Annotated in this window: 23 protein-coding genes; 8 read left to right on the top strand and 15 right to left on the bottom strand. The window is 67.6% G+C overall.

All coding sequences use genetic code 11. The annotated features are described in order from the left end of the window. Nucleotides 1–3: 3 nt before the first annotated feature. The 5 genes from AC07PE_RS24950 to AC07PE_RS24970 form a co-directional block, all read right to left on the bottom strand. Nucleotides 4–465, bottom strand: coding sequence for a MarR family winged helix-turn-helix transcriptional regulator (locus AC07PE_RS24950; protein ID WP_498769848.1), 462 nt, complete (start codon nucleotides 463–465; stop codon nucleotides 4–6). A gap of 26 nt (nucleotides 466–491) precedes the next feature. Next, nucleotides 492–1,247: an SDR family NAD(P)-dependent oxidoreductase gene (locus AC07PE_RS24955; protein ID WP_498769623.1), complete on the bottom strand. Its 756-nt coding sequence runs from the start codon at nucleotides 1,245–1,247 to the stop codon at nucleotides 492–494. Then, nucleotides 1,247–3,622, bottom strand: coding sequence for a bifunctional salicylyl-CoA 5-hydroxylase/oxidoreductase (locus AC07PE_RS24960; RefSeq protein WP_498769625.1), 2,376 nt, complete (start codon nucleotides 3,620–3,622; stop codon nucleotides 1,247–1,249). Before AC07PE_RS24960 ends, AC07PE_RS24955 begins: the two co-directional genes overlap by 1 nt. Nucleotides 3,623–3,629: 7 nt before the next feature. Beyond that, nucleotides 3,630–5,279, bottom strand: coding sequence for an AMP-binding protein (locus AC07PE_RS24965; protein ID WP_498769627.1), 1,650 nt, complete (start codon nucleotides 5,277–5,279; stop codon nucleotides 3,630–3,632). A gap of 95 nt (nucleotides 5,280–5,374) precedes the next feature. Continuing rightward, nucleotides 5,375–7,507, bottom strand: a complete 2,133-nt coding sequence (locus AC07PE_RS24970; RefSeq protein WP_498769629.1) for a TonB-dependent receptor plug domain-containing protein — start codon at nucleotides 7,505–7,507, stop codon at nucleotides 5,375–5,377. Nucleotides 7,508–7,774: 267 nt separating this feature from the next. Here AC07PE_RS24970 and asd point away from each other — a divergent pair, with 267 nt between their 5' ends. Together asd and AC07PE_RS24980 are read left to right on the top strand one after the other, a co-directional pair. Then, the gene (asd, locus tag AC07PE_RS24975) at nucleotides 7,775–8,629 is read left to right on the top strand and encodes an archaetidylserine decarboxylase (protein ID WP_498769631.1); all 855 of its coding nucleotides are present in this window, start codon (nucleotides 7,775–7,777) and stop codon (nucleotides 8,627–8,629) included. After that, nucleotides 8,630–9,223, top strand: coding sequence for a DUF4337 domain-containing protein (locus AC07PE_RS24980; RefSeq protein WP_498769633.1), 594 nt, complete (start codon nucleotides 8,630–8,632; stop codon nucleotides 9,221–9,223). A gap of 39 nt (nucleotides 9,224–9,262) precedes the next feature. Here the strand turns inward: AC07PE_RS24980 and AC07PE_RS24985 are convergent, their stop codons facing one another. Both AC07PE_RS24985 and AC07PE_RS24990 read right to left on the bottom strand, forming a co-directional pair. Further along, complete coding sequence (locus AC07PE_RS24985; protein WP_498769635.1) at nucleotides 9,263–9,715, bottom strand: GNAT family N-acetyltransferase; 453 nt, start codon at nucleotides 9,713–9,715, stop codon at nucleotides 9,263–9,265. Between the two features lie 113 nt (nucleotides 9,716–9,828). Next, nucleotides 9,829–10,755, bottom strand: a complete 927-nt coding sequence (locus tag AC07PE_RS24990) for a LysR family transcriptional regulator (RefSeq protein WP_498769637.1) — start codon at nucleotides 10,753–10,755, stop codon at nucleotides 9,829–9,831. Nucleotides 10,756–10,860: 105 nt separating this feature from the next. Here AC07PE_RS24990 and AC07PE_RS24995 point away from each other — a divergent pair, with 105 nt between their 5' ends. Then, nucleotides 10,861–12,111 (top strand): SGNH/GDSL hydrolase family protein, encoded by a 1,251-nt coding sequence (locus tag AC07PE_RS24995; RefSeq protein ID WP_498769639.1) that lies wholly within the window; start codon nucleotides 10,861–10,863, stop codon nucleotides 12,109–12,111. Then, nucleotides 12,108–13,220, top strand: coding sequence for an alkene reductase (locus tag AC07PE_RS25000; protein ID WP_498769641.1), 1,113 nt, complete (start codon nucleotides 12,108–12,110; stop codon nucleotides 13,218–13,220). The genes AC07PE_RS24995 and AC07PE_RS25000 overlap by 4 nt, the downstream gene beginning before the upstream one ends. Nucleotides 13,221–13,237: 17 nt before the next feature. On the opposite strand, the gene AC07PE_RS25005 is transcribed toward AC07PE_RS25000, so the two are convergent. Beyond that, nucleotides 13,238–14,164, bottom strand: coding sequence for a LysR family transcriptional regulator (locus tag AC07PE_RS25005; RefSeq protein ID WP_498769643.1), 927 nt, complete (start codon nucleotides 14,162–14,164; stop codon nucleotides 13,238–13,240). Nucleotides 14,165–14,273: 109 nt separating this feature from the next. On the opposite strand from AC07PE_RS25005, the gene AC07PE_RS25010 reads away from it, so the two are divergent. From AC07PE_RS25010 to AC07PE_RS25020, 3 genes are read left to right on the top strand one after another with little or no spacing between them, the layout of a single operon-like run. Further along, a complete protein-coding gene (locus AC07PE_RS25010) occupies nucleotides 14,274–14,867 on the top strand; it encodes an FMN-dependent NADH-azoreductase (RefSeq protein WP_498769646.1) in 594 nt (197 codons plus the stop codon). A gap of 49 nt (nucleotides 14,868–14,916) precedes the next feature. Beyond that, nucleotides 14,917–15,798: a pirin family protein gene (locus AC07PE_RS25015; RefSeq protein ID WP_498769648.1), complete on the top strand. Its 882-nt coding sequence runs from the start codon at nucleotides 14,917–14,919 to the stop codon at nucleotides 15,796–15,798. A gap of 32 nt (nucleotides 15,799–15,830) precedes the next feature. After that, entirely contained in the window at nucleotides 15,831–16,304 is a 474-nt protein-coding gene (locus tag AC07PE_RS25020; protein ID WP_498769650.1) for a hypothetical protein, read from the top strand. On the opposite strand, the gene AC07PE_RS25025 is transcribed toward AC07PE_RS25020, so the two are convergent. Beyond that, complete coding sequence (locus tag AC07PE_RS25025; RefSeq protein WP_498769652.1) at nucleotides 16,285–17,439, bottom strand: acyltransferase family protein; 1,155 nt, start codon at nucleotides 17,437–17,439, stop codon at nucleotides 16,285–16,287. The genes AC07PE_RS25020 and AC07PE_RS25025 overlap by 20 nt on opposite strands. Before the next feature lie 104 nt (nucleotides 17,440–17,543). Here AC07PE_RS25025 and AC07PE_RS25030 point away from each other — a divergent pair, with 104 nt between their 5' ends. Continuing rightward, nucleotides 17,544–18,521, top strand: coding sequence for a M14 family metallopeptidase (locus tag AC07PE_RS25030; protein ID WP_498769654.1), 978 nt, complete (start codon nucleotides 17,544–17,546; stop codon nucleotides 18,519–18,521). A gap of 19 nt (nucleotides 18,522–18,540) precedes the next feature. On the opposite strand, the gene AC07PE_RS25035 is transcribed toward AC07PE_RS25030, so the two are convergent. The 6 genes from AC07PE_RS25035 to AC07PE_RS25060 form a co-directional block, all read right to left on the bottom strand. Next, nucleotides 18,541–20,304, bottom strand: a complete 1,764-nt coding sequence (locus tag AC07PE_RS25035; RefSeq protein ID WP_498769656.1) for a S41 family peptidase — start codon at nucleotides 20,302–20,304, stop codon at nucleotides 18,541–18,543. Nucleotides 20,305–20,373: 69 nt separating this feature from the next. Further along, the gene (locus tag AC07PE_RS25040) at nucleotides 20,374–20,664 is read right to left on the bottom strand and encodes a lipid-A-disaccharide synthase N-terminal domain-containing protein (RefSeq protein WP_498769658.1); all 291 of its coding nucleotides are present in this window, start codon (nucleotides 20,662–20,664) and stop codon (nucleotides 20,374–20,376) included. Further along, nucleotides 20,657–21,505, bottom strand: a complete 849-nt coding sequence (locus tag AC07PE_RS25045) for a phosphatase PAP2 family protein (protein ID WP_498769660.1) — start codon at nucleotides 21,503–21,505, stop codon at nucleotides 20,657–20,659. Before AC07PE_RS25045 ends, AC07PE_RS25040 begins: the two co-directional genes overlap by 8 nt. Next, nucleotides 21,502–23,121, bottom strand: coding sequence for an ArnT family glycosyltransferase (locus tag AC07PE_RS25050; RefSeq protein WP_498769662.1), 1,620 nt, complete (start codon nucleotides 23,119–23,121; stop codon nucleotides 21,502–21,504). The genes AC07PE_RS25045 and AC07PE_RS25050 overlap by 4 nt, the downstream gene beginning before the upstream one ends. Further along, the gene (locus tag AC07PE_RS25055; RefSeq protein ID WP_498769664.1) at nucleotides 23,118–24,143 is read right to left on the bottom strand and encodes a glycosyltransferase family 2 protein; all 1,026 of its coding nucleotides are present in this window, start codon (nucleotides 24,141–24,143) and stop codon (nucleotides 23,118–23,120) included. The genes AC07PE_RS25050 and AC07PE_RS25055 overlap by 4 nt, the downstream gene beginning before the upstream one ends. Beyond that, nucleotides 24,136–25,146 carry an NAD-dependent epimerase/dehydratase family protein gene (locus tag AC07PE_RS25060; protein WP_498769666.1) on the bottom strand — a complete coding sequence of 337 codons (1,011 nt, stop codon included), beginning with the start codon at nucleotides 25,144–25,146 and terminating at the stop codon, nucleotides 24,136–24,138. The genes AC07PE_RS25055 and AC07PE_RS25060 overlap by 8 nt, the downstream gene beginning before the upstream one ends. Between the last annotated feature and the right edge of the window lie 83 nt (nucleotides 25,147–25,229).

Genomic DNA, 25,229 nt, shown 5'->3' on the forward strand with positions numbered 1-25,229 from the left:
GGTCTACTCCTTGTTGTCGTTCAGGTGCTGCTTCATGGTGTCGAGCAGCGTAATCATCTTGGTCTTGTCGGCGGCGGGAATGTCGGCGAACAGCTCGGCGACCCAGCCTTCGTGCACGGCGGCCATCTCGGCAAAGGCGCTGCGGCCGGCCGGCGTGAGCCTGACCATGGACGCGCGCTTGTCGATCGGGTCCGGCACGCGCGCCACCAGCTGTTCGCGTTCGAGCTGGTCGACGATGCCGGTGACGTTGCCGCCGGTGACCATCATCCGCTTCGAGAGCTCGCCCATGCGCAGGCCGTCCGGCTCGCGCTCCAGCTGCGCCATCAGGTCGAAACGCGGCAGCGTGATGCCGAAGCTGGTGCGCAGGCGGCTGCGGATGGCATCCTCGACCCGCACCGTGCAGGACAGCATGCGCAGCCACAGCTTGAGCGCCTGGTGGTGCTCGCCGGTGAGGCGCGTGGTCATGTCCAGCGAGCCGTCGTCCTGTGGTTTCACATGAGCTCCCCGCCGGCCACCGCGATGGACTGGCCGTTCATGGCGGACGCCGCCGGCATGCACAGCATCGCCACCGCGTGCGCCACCTCGTCGGGCTGCACCAGCCGTCCCTGCGGATTGGCGGCCGCCAGCTCGGCGCGCGCCTGTTCTTCGGAGCGGCCGGTCTTGCGCACGATGTTGGCAACGGCATCCTGCACGATGTCGGTGTCGGTATAGCCGGGGCAGACCGCGTTCACGGTGATGCCCTTGGTCGCCAGCTCCAGCGCCAGCGCGCGCGTCAGGCCGACCAGGCCATGCTTGGCCGCGCAATAGGCGGCGACGTAGCGGTAGCCGGTCAGCCCCGCCGTCGAGGCGACGTTGACGACGCGTCCCCAGCCCGCGTCCAGCATGGACGGCAGCGCCGCCTGGATACAGTGGTAGGCGCCGGTCAGGTTCACGTCCAGCATGCGCTGCCAGGTTTCCGCGTCGGTCCGCAGGAAGGGGCTGGAGGCCGCCTGGCCGGCATTGTTGACCAGGATGTCGACCGGGCCCGCGCGAGCGAAGGCCTGGTCCACGCTGGCAGGATCGGTCACGTCCACCGCCTGCCACGCCACGCCGCCGCCAAGGCCGCGCGCCGCGGCATCCAATGCTTCACCGGAGCGGGCCATCAGCGTCACGCGCGCGCCCCGATCCAGCAGGCTGCGCGCGATGGCCAACCCGATCCCACGGCTGGCGCCCGTCACCACCGCATGTTTTCCGTTCAGCGTCTCCATCAGCCCTCCAGCAGCTTTGCCGCGACCTGCTGCGGCGACAGGCCCGTGTTCGCCGCAGCCAGCTGGCGTTCGCGCTCCAGGTTGCGCTCCAGTTGCGCCTTGCCGGCCAGGTACTGCTTCGGCCAGGCGATGGCCGTGAAGCCGATCTTCGCGGCTTCGTGCAGGGTCCAGGCCGGATCGGCCAGGTGCGGCCGTCCCACTGCGCACAGGTCGGCGCGCCCGGCGGCGATGATGCTGTTGGCGTGATCGGCCTCGAAGATGGCGCCGACGGCGATGGCCGGGATGCCGGCCTCGTTGCGGATGCGGTCCGCGAACGGGGTCTGGTACATGCGGCCGAACACCGGCTTTTCCTGCTTGCTCACCTGACCGGACGAGCAGTCGATCATGTCGGCGCCGGCGTCCTTGAATAGGCGCGCGATCTCGACCGCGTCTTCCGGCGTGATGCCGCCTTCGACCCAGTCGTGGGCCGAAATGCGCACGCTCATCGGTTTGTGCGCCGGCCACACGGCACGCATCGCGCGGAACACGCGCAGCGGATAGCGGCAGCGGTTTTCCAGACTGCCGCCGTACTCGTCGGTGCGGCGGTTGGTCAGCGGCGAAATGAAGGAGGACAGCAGATAGCCATGCGCGCAGTGCAGTTCCAGCCAGTCGAAGCCCGCCTCGTCGGATGCCAGCGTAGCGCGCACGAAGTCGGCTTCCACGCGGTCCAGGTCTTCCTCGGTCGCCGCGCGGGAGATTTGCGAAATCCCGGGCAGGTACTGTTGCTCGGATGCCGAGATCAGCGGCCAGTTCTCCGCAGGGAGCGGCTGGTCGATCCCGTCCCACATCGCCCGCGTCGAGCCTTTCGCGCCGGCGTGGCCGAGCTGGATGGCGATCTTCGCATCGGTATGCCCATGCACGAAGCCGACGATGCGCTTCCAGGCCGCAGTGTGCGCCGGCGCGTACATGCCCGGGCAATCCGGGGTGATGCGCGCATCGGCCGATACGCAGGTCATCTCGGCGAACACCATGGCCGCGCCGCCCATGGCACGCGCGCCCAGGTGCACCAGGTGATAATCCCCTGGCACGCCGTCGACGGCCGAATACTGGGCCATCGGCGAGACCACGATGCGGTTCTTCAGCACCACGTCGCGCACCCGGTAGGGCGTGAGCATCGGCGGCACCTGCGCGCCCTCGGGCAGAGGCACACCCGCCTGCGCGCAGGCGCGCCGCGCGAACCAGTCTTCGAAGCGCGCCACGTAGCCTGGGTCGCGCAGGCGCAGGTTCTCGTGCGAGATGCGCTGGCTGCGGGTGAGCATCGAATAGGCGAACTGCTCGGCTTCCAGCGCGCTGTAGCGTTCGACGTTCTCGAACCACTCCATCGAATTGCGCGCCGCCGACTGGATCTTCAGCACCTCCACCGAGCGGCTGGCCTGGTAGGCGCCCAGCGCTCCCTGCAGGTCACCCTCATGCGAAGCGAAGCAGCGCGCCAGTTCGATCGCATCCTCCAGCGCCAGCTTGGTGCCGGAGCCGATCGAAAAGTGGGCCGTATGCGCCGCATCGCCCATCAGCACGACAGGAACGTCGCCGTTCCAGTGCACCCACTGCTCGCAGACGATGCGCGGGAAGGCGATCCAGATCGCCGAGCCGCGCTGGTGGCCTGCGTTCGACATCAGCGCGTGTCCGTCCAGGTGCTCGGCGAACAGGCGCTCGCAGAAGGCGATCCCCTCTTCCTGCGCCATGTCGGCGAGGCCGGCCTTGCGCCACACGTCTTCCGGGGTCTCGACGATGAAGGTCGAGGTGTCGCCGTCGAACTGGTAGATGTGGGCCTGGAACCAGCCGAATTCCGTCTCCTTGAACACGAAGGTGAAGGCGTCGAATTTCTTCTTCGTCCCCAGCCACACGAAGCGGCAGCGCCGGGTTTCGACGAAGGGCCGGTAATCGTCCGCGTAGCGCGTGCGGATGCGGCTGTTCAGGCCATCCGCGGCAATGACGAGGTCCGCATCGTAGCGAGCGGCGATCGCCTGGTCGTCCTGCACGTCGGTTTCGAACACCAGCTCCACGCCCAGTTCCTCGCAGCGCTGCTGCAGGATGTTCAGCAGGCGCTTGCGGCCGATGCCGCAGAAGCCATGCCCGCCCGAGGTCACCCGCGCGCCCTTGTAGAAGACGTCGATGTCGTCCCAGTGGTTGAAGGCTTGCAGGATGGAACGCGCGGTAGTCTCGTCGCTGGCGACCAGGTTGCCCAGGGTCTGGTCGGAGAACACCACGCCCCAGCCGAAGGTGTCGTAGGGCCGGTTGCGCTCGACGACCACAATGCGGTGCGAAGGCTGCTGCTTCTTCATCAGCAGCGCGAAATACAGGCCGGCCGGTCCGCCGCCTATGCAAACGATATTCATAAGATTTTCACTGAGCTCGCAATTTGAAGCGCTGCAGCTTGCCCGTTTCCGTGCGCGGCAGCTTGTCGGTGAAGCGCACGGCGCGCGGGTATTTGTAGGGCGCGATGTGCTCCTTCGCGTAGTCCTGCAGTGCGCGCACCATCTCCGGCGTGCCGTCAAACCCAGGCTTGAGCACGACATGGGCTTCGACGATCTGCCCGCGCTCCTCGTCCGCGCGGCCGACCACACCGCATTCCGCCACCGCCGGATGGCGCAGCAGCACGTCCTCGACCTCGGCGCCGGCGATGTTGTAGCCGGCCGAGATGATCATGTCGTCGGTGCGCGAGCGGTAGTAGAAATAGCCGTCGCCGTCCATCTCGTAGGCGTCGCCGGTCAGGTTCCAGCCGTTCAGCACATAGTTGCGCTGGCGTTCGTCCGCCAGGTAGCGGCAGCCGGTCGGCCCTTTCACGGCCAGGCGGCCGATCACGCCCGGCCCCACCGGCTGGCCGTCCTTGTCGAGGATGCAGGCGCGGTAGCCCGGCACCGGCTTACCGGTCGCGCCGGGGCGGATCTCGTCGCCGCTGGCGGAAATGAAAATGTGCAGGATCTCGGTGGCGCCGATGCCGTCGATCATGGCGATGCCGGTGGCGGCCTTCCAGGCATCGCGGGTCGGCAGCGGCAAGGCCTCGCCGGCCGAGACGCACTTCTTCAGGGAGCTCAGATCGAAGCGAGGGACCTGGGGCGTCATCTGGCGGTAAAAGGTGGGCGCCGTGAAGCAGACGGTGGCCTTGTAGCGCTCGATCGCCGCCAGCAGGCTCTCGGGCGTCAGCTTTTCGAGCAGCACCCCGGCGGCGCCGATGCGCAGCGGGAACAGCAGCAGCCCGCCCAGGCCGAAGGTGAAGGCCAGCGGCGGCGTGCCGATGAAGATGTCGTCCTCCTGCGCCTTGAGCGTGTAGCGCGGGAAGCAGTCGCAGATCGCCAGCACATCGCGGTGGAAGTGCATCGTGCCCTTCGGGACGCCGGTGGTGCCGGAGGTGAAGCTGATCAGGCAGACGTCGTCGGCCGCGGTGTCGCCAGGTGCAAAAGGATCCGCATGCCGGGCCATTAGCACCTCGAGTCCGTCCGCGTGACCGGGATCGTCGAAGTAGACCACCGGCGGATGCCCCGCTACCCCTTCCAGCTCGCCAGCCAGCGAACGTGCGCACAGCACCGCATTGACCTGCGCCTTGTCGATGATGACGCCCAGCTCGCGCGTGCGCAGCAGCGGCATGGTCGGCACCGCCACCAGGCCGGCCTTGAACACCGCAAGAATCGCCGCCGCCATCGTCGGGCAGTTGGCGCCGCGCAGAAGCACGCGATTGCCGGGCACCAGGCCCATGTCGGTGCGCAGCACGTGGGCGATACGGTCCACCTGGCGCTGCAGCTCGGCGTAGGTCCAGCTCAGTTGCCCGCCCCGGTGCTCGCCCAGCACGGCGATGCGTTCGCCGCGGCCCGCGGCCACGTGCGCGTCCAGCAGCTCGGCCACGCAATTCAGGCGCGCCGGGTACTGGAGCTCGGGAAGGTCGAAGACGAGGTCCGGCCACTGCTCGCGTGGCGGAAGATGGTCCCGCGCGAAGGTGTCGACGTGGGCGGAATAGCTTGTTTCTGCTGCGGACGTGCTGATCGCTGAGCTTGTCATTGAAGCGCTCCGGAGAAAGGATCGGTCGGTGAGTACCGGCAGATACTTTAAGCCTAAAGCAAATTCAAGACAAGCTCATTCTCGAGCTGACTTAATTAAAACTTCATCTCCATCGTCGCCCGCACGCTGCGATGCACCGGGTTCAGCGTACGGCTGGTCTGCGTACCCGCGGCGCTCGTGTAGCTGCTCTGGCTGATCGTATCCTGGGCCAGCAGGTTCGCCGTCGCCACGCGCAGCTGCAGTTTCGGGTTGAACTTCCACACCGCGTACAGGTCGAGATCGCGGCGCACCGACTGGTAGCTGATCTGGTTGCCCGAGACGCGCACGAAGCCGCCGTTCTTGAAGACGTAGCTGCCGCCCAGGGTCAGCGGGCCGTTCTTGTAGTCGGCGCCAAGGGTGGCGGACAGCGGGGTCTGGCCGTCCAGGCGGTTGTCCGGGCCCGGCACCGAGCTGACCGTCGACCAGTTGCGCGACACGCTGGCGCGCAGGTCCAGATTGGTGCTGGTCTCCATCACGGCTTTCAGCGGGAACTTGGCTTCCAGTTCCAGGCCATAGGTCTTGGCATCGCCGCTGTTCGTCGGCGCCGAAATCCAGCGCGCGCCGTCGAAGCTGACCAGGTTGCGGGTGTAGTCGGTAATCCTGCGGCTCGACACACTGGCCGACAGCAGCGCGCCTTCAGCCCAGTAATGCTCGTAGGAGGCGTCGATGCCCAGCGCCAGTTCCGGCTTCAGATTCGGGTTGCCGATCTGATCGGGTTCGGTCTGGCTGTTGTTCACCGAGGTAAACCGGTGCGGAATGATCTGCTGCTGGCCCGGCGCCTTGTAGGTGCGGGTCACGGCCAGGCGCACCTGGTCGCCCTTGGTGCCCGGCAGCTTGTACAAGGTCTGCGCCACCGGGCTCAGGACCGAGGTGCTGTTCTTGATCTCGCTATAGGTATTGCCGGCGGTCGAGGTGCGGATGCCTTCCCAGCGCGCACCCAGGTACACCGACCAGGCCGGCGTCACGTTCCACTCGTCCTGGCCATACACGGCCAGACGCGAGATCTTGGCATCGTAGAATTCGTCGCCGCCCGGCAGCGCCACATCGGGTGCCGCGGCGTCGCGCTCGCGGCGGGAGTCGTCGCTGGTCTGGTAGCCGCCGTCCCAGCCGAAAGCCAGCGCATGGCCCTCAAAGCGGCCGCTGGTGTACTTGCCGGTCGAGCTCAGTCCGCGCACCACGACGTCCGACTTGATGAAGGCACGCAGCGGGCTGGCGGCCGCATTGCCGCTGCCGAAGCGGTACATCGCATTGTCGGCGCCGACGTACTGCCCGCTCAGCTTGGCATCAAGCTTGGCGCCGGATTCGAATTTGTGCACCCAGTTCAGCTCTTCGCGGAACACGTGATTGTGGTTGGTCATGCGCTGCTCGAGGCGCGGGTAGGCCGGCAGCGGCCCCACCAGCGTGTCCACGCTGCCCATTTCGGCCTGCATGAAGTTTGCCCAGTTGGCAAAAGTTTGCGAGGTCAGCGTGTCGCCGTTCTCGAAGTTGTAATTCAGGCGCGGCGTCAGGTTGATCACGCTGATGCGTGCGTCCTGCGGCGTTTCGTTCCGGCGCAGGACGGTCATGACGCCGGCGGGGTTGTAGAAGGTTTCGATGGTCTCCGGCTCGTTGGTGAAGCGGTTCTGGAAACCGTTCGCCGCAAACGAGTAGGACAGCTTGCCGAGCTTGTCGGACAGCTGCAGGTTGACGGTCGGGCTGTTCTGGGCGGCGCCATGGCCGTAGCCGAGCTTCAGCTCGCGCTGCGCGGCCTTCACTGCCTTTTTCAGCACGATGTTGACGGTGCCGGCGATCGACTGGGTCGAGAACTCGGCGCTGGCGGCGCGCAACACCTCGATGCGTTCGATCACCTCCGGCGACAGCGAGCTGATATCGAAGCCCTGCGGCGCGCGTTCGCCGTTGATCAGGACCTGGGTGTAGCCGTTGCCGAGGCCGCGCATGCGGATCTCGCCGCCGCGGCCGCTGCTGCTGACGGTCACGCCGGGCACGCGCTTGAGCACGTCGAGCACGTTGGTGTCGCCGTATTTGACGATCTCCTCGTTATTGACGACGATCTTGCTGGCGGTGTCGTCGCGGCGCGGATCGTAGGCAGCGGTGGCGCCCTTGACTTCGACCTGCTGGATTTTTTCGGAGGCCTCGGCAGGCTTCTGCTCTTTCGAAACGGGAGCTTGCTGGGCGTGGACGGGCGCCATGACGGCCGCAACGGCGGCAGCAAGGCTAAGCTTTAAAGGCGGGCTCAAACGGAATGGAAAAGCGGCTGGCATGTCAATCTGTTCAAAGTTGAAATGGACCGCCATTGTCCGACAGATCGCATGCCTTCCGTTGCCGATGCGTAAATATTTTTGATATGCATGCATCAAATTTGTATGCATGCATACTAAAAACGATGTCAAAATGCAACGCTGCCACTCCTTCAGGCTGCCCGTTATAATCAGACATCTTTTATTTGAGGTTACGCCGTGTCCGATCGCATCAAAGTCCTGCCGCAATATCTGCTGCCCAAGCAGCGCCTGACGACCTTCGCCGGCCGCGTCGCCGGCGCCAAGGGCGGCTCGATGACGACCAGGCTGATCCGCTGGTTCGTCGGCAAGTACGGCGTCAACATGGAAGAAGCCGAGAATTCGGACATCGCCAGCTACACCAGCTTCAACGACTTCTTCACCCGTCCGCTGAAACCCGGCGTCCGGCCGCTGGCGGATGCGGCTTTCGTGTGCCCGGTCGACGGTGCGATCAGCCAGTTCGGTTCGATCGACGACCATCACATCCTGCAGGCCAAGGGCCACCGCTTCACCACCACCGAGCTGGTGGGCGGCGATGCCGAGCTGGCGAAGCAGTTCCAGCACGGCGGCTTCGCCAACCTGTACCTGTCGCCGAAGGACTACCACCGCCTGCACATGCCCTGCGACGGCCGCCTGACCCGCATGATCTACGTGCCGGGCGCCCTGTTCTCGGTGAACCCGACCACGGCGCGCGGCGTGCCTAACCTGTTCGCCCGCAACGAGCGCGTGGTCTGCGTGTTCGAGTCGGCGCAGTACGGCCCGTTCGTGATGGTGCTGGTCGGCGCGACCATCGTCGGCAGCATGGCCACCGTATGGCACGGCGTGGTCAATCCGAAGCGGCCGCAGAAGATCAGCGAGTGGCGCTATGACGACCAGAACATCGTGCTGAAGAAGGGCGAAGAGATGGGCCGCTTCCTGCTGGGGTCGACCATCGTGATGCTGTTCAAGGCGAATACCATCAGCTTCAACCCGGAGTGGGCGCCGGAGCGATCCGTGCGTCTCGGTGAAATGATGGGTGACTTCACCGGCGCCTGAATGGAACTCGATCCCATCGACACCATCGAGAAAGCAAACGAGGCCGCCAACGATGCGGCCTCGCGCCTGAACATGACGGTTGCGGTGACGGTCGCATTGCTCGCGACTTTCATCGGCATCTGCAAGGTCAAGGATGACAACATCGTCCAGGCGATGCAGCAGTCCCAGGCCAACAAGCTGGATCACTGGGCCTTCTATCAGGCCCGTAACATCCGCGAAGAAGTCGCGCGTGCCGCCCTGGTGCAGCTGCAGCTCCAGGCTACGGACGCGCGCTCGCCCGAACGCTATCGGGCCGCGATCGCGAATTACGAGCATCTGGTCGCCGAGCAGGAGAAGAAAAAGCTGGAACTGAAGGCGCAGGCCGACCAGGACCAGAAGGACTACGATGCCGCCAACTTCCGCGACGATCAGTTCGACCTGTCCGATGCCTTCCTGGCGATCTCCGTGGCGTTGCTGGCCGTGACCTCGCTGACCAGGCAGCGGTGGCTGTATGCCCTGGCGATGGTGCCGACCTTGTTTGGCGTGGTGATGGGGCTGGCCGGTTTGTGCGGATGGCCGATTCATCCCAGTTGGCTAACGAGCCTCTTCTCCTGAGCGAGGCCCGGTCAAGGCTTGCAGGCAGCCCGCGGCAGCTTATTCGGCCGGAATTTCGAAGAAGCGAAGGCTGGCGTGCTGCCCCGCCAACTCCTTGCCAAGCTGGGCAAGGACATGCGCGGCTGCGCCGTTCTCCCTGTCGCAAGTGATGATGAAGTGTTCCATGCCATGCCGCCTGGCCAGCGCACTGAGCGCCTTGATCGCCGCCTTGCTGTGTCCACGGTTTCGATAAGGCGGATCGACATGGCCGCCGGAGTTTCCGATATCGCCCACGACGTCCAAGGGTCCCGGCGTGAAATGGTATTGCCCGACATAGCTGCCGTCGGACGCCTGAAGATTGAACAGGTACAGCGGAAGCTTGCGTTCGGGATCGAACTTGTATCCTTCCAGGAGGAGCTTTGTCCGGCCGTGGCTCAGGCGATGGACATCGCCGAAAAGACCAAACCGTGCCGGCTCACCGGGCAGCTCTTCAAGCAATCTACTGATCGTCATGAATAACCTCTCTTCGTTGGGTGTTTTACTACCTGCACTCAAGAGACTTGTTCAGAAGCATGCCGCAATCGCCAATCCAGGTCGACCTAGTCATATGAAGAGGTAGAGACAGATCAAGCTGCCCTGCTCTCCTGCCGCCGCGGCGGCTCGAAACCCCGCAGGCCGCTGAACTGCCCCGCAACGAAATCGATGAACAGCCGCGTGCGCAAAGGCTGGTACTGGCGTGAAGGACAGAGCAGGTAGAGATCCTGCTGGCCCGCGCTCCAGCCTTCCAGTACGCGTACCAGTTCGCCGCTGTCCAGCAGGTCGTGTACCAGCCATTCCGGACAGACGCCGATGCCGCTTCCGAGCGCAAGCGCCTCGCGGATCGCCAGCGCGTTATTGACCCTGAACCGGCCGCCGGCATCCACCCTCGCCTGCTGGTCCTGCCGGAACAGATCGAGCGTCGTGCCCGGGGTCCACGCAAAGCGGACCACATCATGCGCGGCCAGGTCCGCAGGGTGCGCCGGCGTGCCACGCCGCGCCAGATAGTCCGGCGAGGCGACCAGGAAGCGCGGCACCGTCGCCAGATGCCGTCCGATGGCATCCGGCGGCAGCGTGCCGCCAAGGCGGAAGGCGACATCGATGCCTTCTTCGACCAGGTCGGCGAAACGGTCGCTCAAAATCAGTTCGATCTCGATGCCGGGGTGCGCCGACAGGAAGCGCTGCACCATGGCGTTGATGCGGTATTGGCCGAGCGCGACCGGCGCATTGATCCGCAAAAAGCCCGAAGCCTGCCCCGTCATGCCCTGCAGGCCACCCACTGCGGCATCGAATTGTTCGAGCACGGCTCTGGCATCGCGGTAGAAGCGCTGGCCCTGTTCCGTCGGCGTCAAACCCCGGGTACTGCGCTCGAGCAGGCGCGCCCCCAGGTGCTGTTCCAGCTGCGCCAGCAGCTTGCTCACGCTGGGCTGGGTGGTCTGCAGCTCGCGCGCCGCAGACGACAGACTGCCCAGTTCCAGGGTGCGGATAAATACACGCATCGCACGCAGCGTATCCATATTCTGCTCATTCCAAAATGGCATAAGTGATCTTCGATCTTACCATCTTCCCTCAGGATTTCGCATAACCTATCGTGGTGCTTCCATCAAGTAAAGGAGTACACGATGAATACGACACTGCGCACGATCGCCGCGCTCGGCCTTGCAGCGGCAATCCATGGAACGGCGCTGGCGGATGCGCCGCCGGCCTCGCGCGAACACTGGATCACGTCCTGGTACGCGGCGCCGCAGGCGGCCTGGGACAAGCGCTTCCTGCTGCCGATGAACGTCCCTGCCTGCCTCGACAAGCAGTCTGTGCGCGAGACCCTGCGTCTGAGCGCGGGCGGGCAGCGCATCCGCCTGGTGTTTTCGAACCGCTATGGGCGGGAACCTGTCCGGCTCGGTGAAGTCCGGGTCGGACCCGCGGATGGCAGCGCGCCGGCGCGTCCCCTGAGTTTTTCGGGCAGGCAGGAGGCGTCGATTGCGCCGGGCGCCGTCGTCACCAGCGACCCGGTCGCGCTTGCGCTTCCACCCCTGGCGCAACTGGCGGTGACGACCTGGCTGCCCTCGCGCACCGCGGTGCAGAGTTTCCACTGGGGCGCCCAGCAGACGGCGCGGCTCGTCGCCGGTAATACCGTGGAGGCGGCAGGCTATGCGCAGGGCGCGCGTATCGAAGGCCGCCTGTTCCTGTCCGCAGTGCTGGTCGAAGCCCCGCAGAGTGCCCGCACCGTGGTCGCTCTGGGGGATTCGATCACCGATGGCAATGGCTCGACGCCGGATGCGGATCGCCGCTGGCCAGACTTCCTGGCGCAGCGCCTGGCCCGCGAGGGCATCGCCGTCGCCAACGCCGGTATTTGCGGTGCACGCCTGCTGAAGGACGGCATGGGGCAATCGGCGCTCGCACGTTTCGAGCAGGATGTGCTGAGCCAACCGAATGTCTCGGATGTCATCGTCCTGCTTGGCACCAACGATATCGGCTGGCCCGGCAGTCCCTTCGCCCCCGCCGAGCGCCCGGCCGCCTTCGACGAGCTCACCGCCGGATACCGCCAGCTGGCCGCCGCCGCGCACGCACGCGGCATCCGCATCACGGTCGGCACGCTGCCGCCCTTTGAAGGGGCGCTCGAAGGCACGCCCTACGCCGGCCACTACAGCCTCGAGAAGGACCGCATGCGCAGGCAGCTGAACCAGTGGATACGCACGGCCGGCCTGTTCGACGCCGTTGCCGACTTCGACGAAGTCCTGCGCGATCCGGCCAGGCCGCAGCGCCTGCGCGCCGATGTCGATTCGGGCGACCACCTGCATCCCGGCGACGCCGGCTACCGCGCGATGGCCGCTGCCATCGACGTTGCGGCCACGATCAAGGAGAACGCACGATGAGCCCGAGCCTGTTCGATCCCTTCGAGCTCGGCGGCCTGGTCCTGCCGAACCGCATCGTCATGCCGCCGATGACGCGCGCCCGTGCGGCAAGCGGCGGCGTCCCGACCCCGCTCATGGCAGAGTATTACAGCCAGCGCGCCTCGGCGGGCCTGATCGTCACCGAGGGTACCCAGGTCAGTCCCGCGGGCCAGGGTTATGCCTGGACGCCGGGCCTGCACACGCCGGCGCAGGCGCGTGGGTGGAGCGAGGTCACCGCGGCCGTCCACGAGGCGGGCGGCCGCATCTACGCGCAGCTGTGGCATGTCGGCAGGCTGTCGCACGTCAGCCTGCAGCCGGGCGGCGCGGCGCCGCTTGCACCATCGGCGCTGGTCGCGGACGGGGTCCAGGTCTTCATCGATCCGCGAGGGCTGGGGGCGCGCGCCGCCCAGGGCGAGAAGGTGCAGCACTCGGCGCCGCGTGCGCTGGAGACGGCGGAGGTGGCGCAGATCGTGCAGGAATTTGCGGACGCGGCCAGGCAGGCGCTGGCAGCAGGCTTCGACGGGGTCGAGCTGCACGCGGCAAACGGTTACCTGATCGAACAGTTCATCGACTCCGGCGCCAACCTGCGCACCGACACTTACGGCGGCTCGCTGCGCAACCGGCTGCGCTTTCTGGCGGAGGTGGCGCAGGCAGTCGCGGATGTCACCGGGCCGGGCCGCGTGGGCGTGCGCCTGTCGCCGTTGACGACTTTGCAGGGCGCGGTCGACGCCACCCCGCAAGCCACCTACCTGGCGGCGGCCAGGCTGCTGGATGGGATCGGCGTCGCCTATCTCCACATCGCGGAAGCCGATTGGGACGACGCGCCGCCCATGCCGGCCGCGTTCAAGGAAGCCCTGCGGCTGGTGTATTCCGGCGCGACGATCTATTCCGGCCATTACGATCGCGCGCGCGCCGAAGAAGCGCTGGCGAAGGGCTGGGCGGACCTGGTCGGCTTCGGCCGGCCCTTCATCGCCAATCCCGACCTGCCGCATCGCCTGCAGACCGGCGCCGCGCTGAATAGCGGCGATCCGGCCGGCTACTTCGGCGGCGACGCACGCGGCTACGTCGACTATCCGGCGCAGCCGCGCTGACATCGGGCGAACCGGCGTCAGGCCGCCCTGCTCTCCTCCTGCTGCCGCGCCCGCGCGCAGCAGGCCTCGTCCAGCATGTCGAGGAAGGCCCGGGTCTTGGCCGGCATCAGGCGCCGCCCCGGGAACACCGCCCAGCCGGTGGCCGCCGGCAGGTCCCAGTCCGGCAGCACGCGCACCAGTTCCCCCTTCTTCAACATCGGCCCCGTGAACAGGTCGGAACTGGCCGCAATGCCGGCCCCGCCGCAGGCGATCTTCGCCAGCAGCTCCGGCGAGTTCGCCGTCAGGCGCGCCTGCACCGGCCGCTCCCAGCGCGTCTTGCCGCGTTCCAGCACCCATTGCGTGGCGCCACCGCTTCGGCTCAGGAGGCACAGCAGGTCATGATTCACCAGGTCGTCCGGATGCTCGGGCAGGCCGCGCTGGGCGATGTAGGAAGGCGCGGCGTACAGGCCGAGCCGCTCCAGCGAGACGCGGCGCGCGTTGAGGGTCGAATCCTCGGGCAGGTCGCCCATCCGGATCGCGATGTCGAAGCCCTCGGCCACCAGGTCGACCCGGCGCGGCGACAGGTCCAGCTCCAGCGACACCGCCGGGTAGCGCGCCAGGAAGCGCGCCATCATGTCCGTCATGCCGAGATTGGCGAAGTCGCCCGGCATCGAGATCCGCAGCTTGCCGCTGGGTTCGGCCTGGCGGTGCTGGGCCAGCGCCCCTGCCGCCTCGACCTCCTCGGCCACCTTGCGCGCGTGCTCGAGCAGGCTTTCGCCGAATTCCGTCAGCACCAGCCTGCGCGTGGTGCGCTGCAGGAGGCGCTCGCCGAGACTGGCTTCCAGCAGGGCGATGCGGCGCGAGACCGTCGATTTCGGCAAGTCCAGGCGCTGCGCCGCCATGCTGAAACTGCCGGCCTCGACGATGCGGGCGAAGAGCAGCATATCGTTGGGTTCGAGGTGCATGATTGTTCCACTGGTTGAATAATGTTATCCATTCTAGCGCCTTCCGCACGATAGATGGAACCGTTAAAGTGTCTCCATCGACACACCAACCAACATGAAGGGACACAACATGAACATCCTGCAGATCAATTCCAGCCTGCGCGGCGCCAATTCCGAATCGAACCGCGTGACCGGCAACATCGTCGCCAAGCTGCGCGCCGCCAACCCGGGCGCCATCGTGACCCTGCGCGACGTCGGCGCCAAGCCGCACCCGGTGCTGGATGAAGCCGCCCTCGGCGCCCTGTTCACCCCGGCCGACCAGCGTACCCCGGAACAGGCCGCCCGCGTGGCCCTGGACGACGCCCTGATCGCCGAAGTGCAGGCTGCAGACGTGGTCGTGATCGGCGCCCCGATGTACAACTTCGGCATGCCGATCCAGCTGAAGGCCTGGTTCGACGCCATCGCCCGCGCCGGCGTCACCTTCCGCTATACCGAGAACGGTCCGGAAGGCCTGCTGAAGAACAAGAAGGTGTTCGTGGCAACCTCGCGCGGCGGCATCTACCCGGAAGACGCGGACCCGCAAGTGCCGCACATCCGCATGCTGCTGAACTTCCTGGGCATGACCGGCGCCACCTTCGTGTACTCGAACGGCCAGGCGATGGGCCCGGATGCGGCAAGCAAGGGCCAGGCTGACGCCGACGCGACGGTCGCCGCACTGGCCTAAGAAGCTTCGCGGCCTTCGGGCCGCTTGTCCGTTTTAACAGGAGATCGAGATGGAACAGCAAGTCGCAATGGACATCGCCCCTGAACGTGTGGAACACAGCCGCCGCATCGAGCGCGTGCTCGGCGGCCAGTTCGTGATGGATGGCGCGGGCGTGAAGATCAACCGCGTCCTGACCCAGCCGCTGCAGCGCCGTCTCGATCCTTTCCTGATGCTGGACGCCTTCGGCAGCGACAAGGCGGGCGACTATATCGCCGGCTTCCCCGAGCACCCGCACCGCGGCTTCGAGACCGTCACCTACATGCTGGCCGGCCGCATGCGCCACCGCGACAGCGCCGGCAACGAAGGCGTGGTCAGCGATGGCGGCGTGCAGTGGATGACCGCGGGCCGTGGCGTGGCCCACTCGGAAATGCCGGAGCAGAGCGAGGGCCTGATGGAAGGCTTCCAGCTGTGGCTCAACCTGCCGGCCAGGGACAAGATGTGCGAGCCCTGGTACCGCGACATTCCGAACGAGGAAGTGCCGCGCTTCACGCTGCCCTCCGGCGCGGCGGTGCAGGTGATCGCCGGCAGCACGCATGGCGTAGCTGGCGCCGTGCAGCGCGAGGCGACCCAGCCGCTCTACCTCGACATCCACCTGCCGCAGGGCGTGGAATTCGAGCAGCCGCTGCCGGCCGGGCACAATGCCTTCTTCTATGTCTACCGCGGCGAAATCGTGGTCGACGGCAAGGCGGTGCCGCAGGCGCGCATGGCGATCCTCGACAACGCATCCGGCGCCGATGGCGTGCGCATCAAGGCGACCGAGGACACGCGCCTGATCCTGATCGCCGGCCGCCCGCTGAACGAGCCGATCGCGCAGTACGGTCCCTTCGTGATGAACACGAATGCCGAGGTGTTCCAGGCGGTAGAGGATTTCCGGGCCGGCCGCTTCATCTGATCGCCCGGTGCCGAATCAGCTAAACTAGTGGCATGCCGCTGCTAGACACCATCTCACACCTGCTCGGGCGCGCCAGCCGCGCGCTCGGGCTCGAAACCGTCGACGCTTTCCCGCCGGGGCACCGCTACGCCCACACGCGCTGGGACAAGGCCTATTTCGACATCCCGTCCGACTGGAAGCCGGAGCGGATCGAGCAGGCCATGGCCGACGCGATCGCAAATACCCCCAGCGTGTTCGCCTACATCGAGCACCCGACCCCGCGCATGCAGCGCGCCCTCCTGAGCGTGATCCATGCGCGCCTGCGCCGCGGCGGCACCCTGCCCAACGACCTGCTGGCGATGCTGATCGAGGCCCATGCGAGCCCGCGCGTGCCCGAAGCCATGCCCGGCCTGCGGGCGGCCATCGACTCTACGGCCGGCTACGACCCGTCGATGCGGGTCGCCCACCTTGCGGCCTGGCTGGCGGACATGCCGGCCGCCTTCGACGTCATCGAAGCGCGCCCCTGAGCCGCGGCGCCGGTCCATTCCCCGGCACATAGCGTTCGCGCAGGCGCATGAAGGGCGCCTCGACCAGGCGGTACAGCAGCCAGCCCGCCAGCACCGAGGCCGCCAGCGCCGCGGCGATGGTCAGCGGGTGTTCCGCGCCGTAGCCGGCCTCGCCCATCGCCTGCCCGGCCAGGATACTGACCTGTTTGTGAATCAGGTAGATCGCGTAGGACCACAGCGCCAGGCTGGACGCGCCCGGCACGCGGATGCGGTGCAGCGGCGAATCCGGCGCCAGCGCCGCCAGGATCAGCAGCGCGCAGCCCAGCGCCAGCAGCGGGAAGCCGAACACGGTCGTCAACAGGCCGTAGTGGTCGACCAGGAAGCAGCGCAGCGCCAGCGCGCTAGCGGCCAGGCCCGCGCCCAGCAGCAGCCTGCCCTGCCCCATCAGCCGCGTCCAGGCGGCGGGATGCATGTGCATCAGCAGCGCCAGCGCGACCCCGGCCAGCAATTCGTCGAAGCGGCACAGGCTCGAGTAATAGATGTGCTTGTAGTAGAAGTGCATCCAGTTGCCCGTGTCCTGTCCCTCTAGCCAGGTGCCGGCGCGGATCGCCATTCCGGCGGCGAAGGCCAGCGCGACCGCGGTCCATGCCAGGCGCAGGCCGGCGCCGCGTTTCGCAAGCGCCGCCGCCAAAAGCGCGCAGGCCGGCAGCAGCATGTAGAACTGCTCCTCGATGCACAGCGACCAGGCGTGCGAGAAGGCGGTGCCCGGTTCCAGGCCGATGTTCTGGGTAAAGCTGAGGTACTGCCACAGGGGCAGCATGGGCGTGCTGCCGCGGAAGGCCGGCCACAGCGCATACAGCGCCAGCACGACGTAGAAATTCGGCAGCGTGCGCAGCAGGCGGCGCGCGTAGAAGCGCGGCAAGGACAGTCCTAGCGGGTGGCGCAGGGCCCCGAAGATCTGGTTGCCGATCAGGTAGCCGGACAGCGCGAAGAACAGGTCGACGCCGACCCAGCCGATCTCGCCCACCCAGCCGAAGGTATCCGCATCGCTCACGAACAGCACGTAATGGTGCAGCACCACCAGCGTGACGGCGAGCGCACGCAGGGTGTCGAGACCGTAGATACGCTTCGATGCGCGTAATGACGCGTGGCTCATGTGGGACATCGTGGCCGAAAACGCCGGATCATGCCACGCGGCTCTCCCTCGTGCCAGGAAATCCCGATAAAATGGCCGGATCGATATTTCCTTGGATCAAAAGCATGAGTTCCGCAGCAAGCCTGTCGCATTTCAAATCCGTCAACTACACGGGCCAGGGCCCGGGCCCGCGCGTCATCATCATGGGCGCGACCCACGGTAACGAGATCTGCGGCACCCAGGCCATCACCCGCGTGATGGCGGAGCTCGACGCCGGCGCCCTGCGTATCGCCAATGGCAGCGTCACCTTCGTCCCCATCGTCAATCCGCTGGCCTACGCCAAGAACACGCGTTCGGGCGACCGCAACCTGAACCGCGACCTGTCGCCGAAGGAAAACCCGCAGGACTTCGAAGACCGCGTCGCCAACTGGCTGTGCCCGCTGCTGGCCCAGCATGACGTGCTGCTCGACCTGCACTCCTTCAACGCCGCCCACGGCGAGCCTTTCGTGATGGTCGGCCCGCTCGACAACGATGGGACGCTGGAACCCTTCAAGCACATGCGCGAGGAACGCGCGCTGGCGCGCATCCTGGGCGTGCGCCGCTTCGTGACCGGCTGGATGGCGGCCTACGGCGGCGGCGTACAGCGCCGTTCGCGCGGCGATGCGGCCGAACTGAAAACGGTCCTGCGCTACGGCATGGGCACCACCGAATACATGCGCAGCACCGGCGGCTATGCGCTGACCCTGGAATGCGGCCAGCACCTCGACCCGCAGGCGCCGGAAGTCGCCTACCGCGCGATCATGAACACCCTCGCCCACCTGAAGCTGATCGAGGCGCCGGCGCCGGAACCCGTCCCCTTCGAGGAGATGGAAGCGCTGCAGATGGTCGTGGTGCACGACAAGCTGGACGCCGGCGACAAGTTCACCCGCACCTGGGCCAGCTTCGACCCGGTGCAGGAAGGCGACCAGATCGGCGTGCGCGCCGACGGCAGCCCGGTCACCGCCGAGTTCTCGGGCCGCATCCTGTTCCCGGACACGAACGCCGGCCCGAACTCCGAGTGGTATTACCTGACCCGCCCGAACCCGCAGTTCGGCCGCGAGTAATCACTGCCAAGGCCGGCGCTCAGGGCGCCAGCGCATAGCTTTCCGGGTGCGTGAGCAGCAGGCTTTCGGCGGCCTCGAGTACCGGATCCTTGCCTTCGCGCACCGCGGCGATCGTGTTCCTCACCTCGAGTGTCGGGAGGATGCCGCGGCCGACGAAATCGCTGCCGTCGCTGTAGGTGTCGCGCTTGACACAGATCCTGGCTTTGCCGCCGCCCGGCAGGTCGAGCATCAACGGCTGTCCGGTGCTGCCGCCGGTCGCTTCGCCGACCAGGGCGCCTCGCTTGGCCTGCGCAAACATGGCGCCGAAATCCTCGGCCGCCGAAAAGGTCCGCGGTCCGATCAGCAGCGCCACCGGCCCAGCGTACACCTGGTCCGCCGGCAGTATCTGGCCCGGCCTCCTGTTCGCCAGCGGCTGCCAGCCCACCATGTCGCCGGCCTGGGCGCGGACGCTCTGGTCTTCAAACCGCACCCGGCTGCTGGTGCCCTCGATGGGCTTGTTACTCAGGCGGGCCAGGATACGTGTGCCGAAGTTGGTGGAGCCACCGCCATTCGTGCGTACGTCCAGGACGAGTCCCTTGGCCTTGCGGATCTCCGGCCAGGCCGCCTCGAAGGCCTTGATGCCGCCATCGCTTTCGAAATCGTCGATGCGCAGGTAGGCCACCCCGCTGGGCAGCAGCTTGAACGGGAAACGCGGCCCGGCGTCGCCGCGGCGGCCGGATCGCGGCAGGCTGAGCGTGGTCTCGCGCCCCTGCCCGTCCGCCAGCGTGAGCGCGACCGGAATATTCGCGTCGCCGTGCAGCAGCTGGTAGCCGTAGGTGCGCACGTCGCGGTCCTGGGCGGTCGAGCTGCTGACCAGCGGCCGCACGCGCTGTTCGGCATAGGTCTTGACCGGCGCGCCATCGATCGCAAGGATGCGGTCGCCGGGCCGGATGCGCTGCTTCAGGTCCGGATCGTGCACGGCGGTGACCACGACCGCGTCTTCCACCAGGGCGGTATCGAGCGGCGGCCTGGAATAGAAGTGGGACACCAGCTGTTGCGGCGGATAGATGTTGGTATGGCCGTCGTGCAGCAGCGGCGCCAGCTGCATCAGCACCGCATAGTAGGCCGCTGTGGTGTCGGCCTTTTCGACCTTGGCCAGGTAGTCGAGATAGACGCCGTCCCAGTCCAGCTGCGGCATCAGGTCGACGTTGGCGAAATTGTGGCGCACCTCGGACCAGAACAGGGACAGGCCGGCGATGCGCTGCTCGCGCGTCAAGGAATCGGCGTAGGGGCTGGCGAAGCCCTTGCGCGAGACGATGGCGCCGCGCCGGTGCTGCGCCACCACGGCCTTGAAGCGCGGCTCGCCCCTGAGGGAGACGAGATGCTCGTCGCGCTCGAACGCATCGCCGACCACGGGGATCAGCGCCACGCCTGTGGTGGCCTCGAGCGCCTGCAGCGCGCCGTCCCGGTCGCCCAGGCGCGCCCGGAAATCGGCCAGCGCGGCGGCGATGTTCAGCCGCTCCGAGTGCACATGCCCGCTGGCGGCGGCGAAATCGCGGTAGGGCTGCTGGTCCAGCAGCGCGCGCAGTCGTTCGAGCTCGGCCGCGCCCTGGCGCAGCTGCTCGGACGTGGCGCCGGGTTTGAGCGCCTGTTGTGCCAGGTTGCGCGCACGCTGGATCTGGGAGCCGGCCTCGGCCGCAGTGGCGGGCGCTTGCGGCAGCTTCGCCGCGGCCGGTTCGACGGACGGCGCCGCCGTGGCGCCAGTACTGGCCGCGAGCGCGGCGACAAGAAGGTATCGGAGCATGCGAGTTCCGGGACAGTGGACGGAACAACCATCTTAACTGCTGCCAATGTGCAAGAAACTCCCCAAAAATCACGGTCTGCCGCTGGCCTGCGGCGCCTGCATCCGTTCCGCCCTCACCAGCTGCAGGTTGCGCCAATAAATCCCCACCCCCAGACCCTGCCCGGCGACGAACACGGGATCGCGCCGGTGCACCGCATACGCGAGCAGCACCAGTGCGCCCAGGATGCTCAGGTACCAGAAGGACACCGGAATCACGCTGCGGCGCCGGCGCTCGCTGACCAGCCATTGGATCACGAGGCGCCCCATGAACAATGCCTGGCCGCCAAAGCCGACCAGCAGCCACCAGGCTTCCTCACCCATCCGCCTTCTCCTTGACCGCCGCCTCCGGGAGCGACGCCTTCCCGCGCTGCGGCCGCTGTCCGGTCCGCCGCCGGCGCAAACGCTGCAGCATGTGCGCCATTTCCCGGCCGCCCCACAGCAAGCTGACACAGCCGACCAGACGCTGCGCCGGCAGCACGGCCGGAATGCCGATATGCCTGCTCACCAGCAGCGTCGCCGCCACCGCGGCCAGCACCAGGCCTGCCAGCAAGCCTGCTACACCCGAGCTCGGCCGGCCCCAGCGCGCGTGCAGCGCCAATCCTGTCCAGGCGCCCAGCCAGCCGCCGAGCATGCCCCACAGGACGTCCACCGGCCAATGCACGCCCACCATGATGCGCGACAGGCCGACCAGGCTGGCCAGCAGCAGCGCCAGCACGCGCAGCGCCGTATTGCCACGCACGCCCATGACCCAGATGCCGGCAATCGCGAATGCCGCCGCCGCGTGCCCCGACGGGAAGGACACGCGGCGGTACGCCGGCCCCGCCTGGTAGAACTGCTCCACCGGCAGCGCCGCAAGCGGACGCGGCAGGTCGATGACCTGCTTGGTGACCTGGGTCCAGAGTGCGGCGAAGATGGCCGCCGCCAGCGCCGCCCAGAAGCAGTGCGGCAGGCGCCGGACGCAAGGCAGCACCAGGGCCAGGGCCACCGCGCCGTCGCCGAACATCGTCAGGTGCAGCCAGACGACCGGCGCCAGCGCATGGCCGGCGTGGTTGAGCGCCAGGAACACCGGCTGGTTGCCGCCGGTGGCGAGAAGCAGGGCCAGCAGCCCCAGCGCGGTGGCGGGCGGCAGCCAGGCCCAGGGCGAACGCAGCGGCGGCCTCATCCGCCGCCCTCCGGGATGCGAACCAGCACGATGCCGCCCCTGCGGTACAGCAGCTGCACAGGCTCGAGCGCGGCCAGGGCGTCGCTGCGGGTCAGGATCACCTGCCCCGGGCGTGGTGCCCGTGTGGCCGGCGTGACGGCGCCGCGGTAAACCGAGAAGCTGGGCACGTTGATGCGCCAGCTGTGGACGGCCCAGCCGTTACTGCGCGCCAGCAGCGCCGCTTCCTTGACCGGCCCCTGCTGGATGGCCGCCGCCGCCGGCAACAGCAGGCCGCCCAGTGCCAGCGAGCACAGCAGTCCAGATGCGCCCAGGCGCCGCCACAGCGGCGGACCGCGCCACAGGGCCAGGCCGAGCACGGCCGCCAGCAGCGCCAGGGCTCCCGTTTGCCACAGTGGGCCGAACACATCGTCCTGCCCCAGCGCCTCGCGCAGGTAGGGGTTGGCGATGCCGGGCGCGTAGTGCTGCAGCAGCTGCGGCAATGCGGCCACCACCGCGAGAAAGAGCAAGGGCGGCGCAAACGCCAGCAGGGTCGAGCGCAGCACGCCGCGCCGCTGCGCCATCAGCAGGAACAGCGGCGTCGCGCCATACAGCAGGTAATGCGGCAGCTTGGTCCCGGCCAGCGAGAAGAACACGAACACGAACAGGAACCAGCTCCACAGGAAGCTGTCGAGCGGCGTCTCCCGCATCCGCCGAAGCGCCGGCAGCGTCCGCAGGAACAGCCCGGTATAGGGCAGCAAGAGCAGCAGGACGGCCGGCAGGTAGTACAGCGGCCCGCCGCCATGTCCCTGCAGCGGCGAGAGGAAGCGCTCGACGTTGTGGCGCATGAAGAAGCCGGCCAGGAAGGCGTCGCCGCGCTGCGCATATTCCAGCAGATACCAGGGCAAGGCCACCGCCAGCAGGATCGCCCAGCCGGCCGGATCGCGCACCGCGCGCCACCAGTCGAGCGTCCGTCCCTGCAGCGTGAAGGCCAGCAGGCTGGCGGCGCCGGGCACCAGCAGCGCCACCGGGCCCTTGGTCAGCAGCCCGAGGCCGATCCAGAGGAAGGCCCGGCGCCGCCACGCCGGACGCGGATCGACGGCATAGCGAACGATGTCGAACATGCTGAGGGCCAGAAACAGGTTCAGCAGCGCATCGGCGATGGCGCTGCGCCCGATCACCGTGACGCCGGCCGTGCTGGCGGCGATGAAGGCGGCGGCGTAGGCGGTGTCGCGGTCGACAAAGCGGCGCCCGAAGGCGAAGATCGCCGCGATCCAGGCGGCTGTCGCCAGCGCCGACGACAGGCGCAGCGCGAATTCGTTCAAGCCCAGCATCGTGACGGACGCGGCCTGCAGCCAGTAGACGAGGATGGGCTTGTCGTAGCGCGGCTGGCCGTTCAGCCAGGTGGAGACGTAGTCGCCGCGCGCCAGCATCTCGCGCGTGGCTTCGCCGAAGGCGCCCTCGTCGACGTCGAACAGCGGCATCGTCCCGAGATTCAGGAACAGCCCGAGCAGCACGGCTGCAGTCAGGAGCAGCGGCAAGGCCGCATCCCGCAGCAAGGCGCGCCGCGCCAGCCGGCGTTCGCGCGTGCCCTGCATCCGCAGGAGAGACGCGGCGCCGCGCGCCGGGCCGCTCCTCATCGCCGCTCCACGCTGCCCGGCAGGCGGCCGTCGACGCTGCCGGCGCCGCCGAAGCCGCTGCCGCCGAGGCCGCCCAGGGTTTCGCGCACCAGGTAGGTCCGCGCCGAGCCGGCCTCGAAATAGGTCCGCGCCAGCATTTCGGTCACGATGCCCGTGCACACGAACTGCACCCCGATCACCACCAGCAGCACCGCCAGAAGCAGCAAGGGGCGGCTGGCGATGGCCTCGCCCTCCCCCAGCTTCAGCCAGGCCAGCCAGCCCAGCGCCGCCAGCCCGCCGAAGCCGCAGGCCAGGCCGATGCGGCCGAAGAAGTGGCCCGGGCTGGCGCGGAAGCGCACGAAAAAGTACATGGCCAGCAGGTCGAGCAGGACCTTGAAGGTGCGCGACAGCCCGTACTTCGAGCGCCCGTGGATGCGCGGGAAGTGGCTCACCGCTTCCTCGCGGATGCGCTCCGGCGCCGTGACGGTCGCCATCCAGGTGGGGATGAAGCGATGCATCTCGCCGTACAGCCGGACCTGGCGCAGGACCGCGCTGCGGTAGACCTTCAGCGAGCAGCCGTAATCGTGCAGGCGCACACCCGTCACGGCAGCGATCAGGCGGTTCGCCGCCATCGACGGCAAGCGGCGCATCCAGAAGCCGTCCTTGCGCTCGCGGCGCCAGCCGACCAGCAGATCGAGCTCTTCGTCCAGCAGACGGCGCACCATGCGCACGATGTCGTGCGGGTTGTTCTGCAGGTCGCCGTCCATGGTGGCGATCACACTGCCGCGGGCGGCGTCGATGCCGGCCTGCATGGCGGCGGTCTGGCCGAAGTTGCGGCGCAGGATCACCGCCGTCACATGACGTGGACTGCTGGCCACGGCTTCGCGGATGCGCGCGGCGGTGCGGTCGCGGCTGCCGTCGTCGACCAGGATCAGCTCCCATGGCCAGGGCGAGGCCGCCATCGCCGCCTGCACCTGGGTGGTCAGCGGCAGCACATTGTCTTCCTCGTCGTGCATCGGCACCACCAGCGACAGGCTATGCATGGCAGGCCCCATGCTCTTGGTACCATTCGACGAAGCGCAGGATGCCGGTGCGCAGCGGCGTGGCCGGGGTCCAGCCTGTCGCCTGCTGCAGGTCGTGGGTATCGGCGCAGGTGGCGGCCATGTCGGCGCCCGGCATCGGCCGCGGCACCCGCTCGGCGCGGCGCCCGAGCGCCTCCTCGAGGGCGTCGATGAAGTCGGACAGTTGCACCGGCTGCTGGTTGCCGACGTTGTAGATGCGGAAGGGTGCATGGCTTGTGGCCGGGTCGGGATGCAGCGGATCGAAGTCCGGCCAGGGTTCGGCCGGACGCGCCGCGAGCCGCAGCACTGCTTCGATCACGTCGTCGACATAGGTGAAGTCGCGCAGCATGTGGCCGCCGTTGTAGACCTCGATGGGCCGGCCGGCGGCGATGGCGTTCGCGAACAGCATCGGCGCCATGTCCGGCCGTCCCCAGGGCCCGTACACCGTGAAGAAGCGCAGCCCGGTGGTCGGCAGGCCGTACAGGTGGCTGTAGCTGTGCGCCAGCAGCTCGCCGCTGCGCTTGGTGGCGGCATACACGCTGACCGGGTGGTCGGCCGGGTCGTGCTCGTTGAATGGCAGGCGGCAGTTGGCGCCATAGGTGCTGGAGCTGCTGGCGTAGACGAGGTGTTCGACCCCGTGGCAGCGGCTGCATTCGAGCACGTTGGTCAAGCCCACCACATTGTTCATCACCGATTCGTGGGGGTGCTCGGACGAGTAGCGCACGCCGGTCTGCGCGGCCAGGTGGATGACGAGCTTGACGCGATGCTCGCGGAACAGCGCTTCCAGCGCCGCGCCCTCGGTCAGGTCGAGGCGCTGGAAGCGGAAGCCGGCATGGCTGCCGAGCGCGGCCAGCCGGCGCTCCTTCAGGCCGGGGGCGGCGCAGGGTCCGAGGTGGTCGATGCCGACCACCTCATGGCCGTCGGCGAGCAGGCGCCGCGCCAGGTGCATGCCGATGAAACCGGCCACGCCGGTCAACAGGATCATCGAAGTCTCCTCGGTCCACGGATGGGATTCGCCACCGAGTTTAGGGAGCTGCTGAGGTGTTTATGCCGAACGGATCAAATGTG

Source organism: Telluria sp. GW821-FHT07G12 (assembly GCF_059418525.1).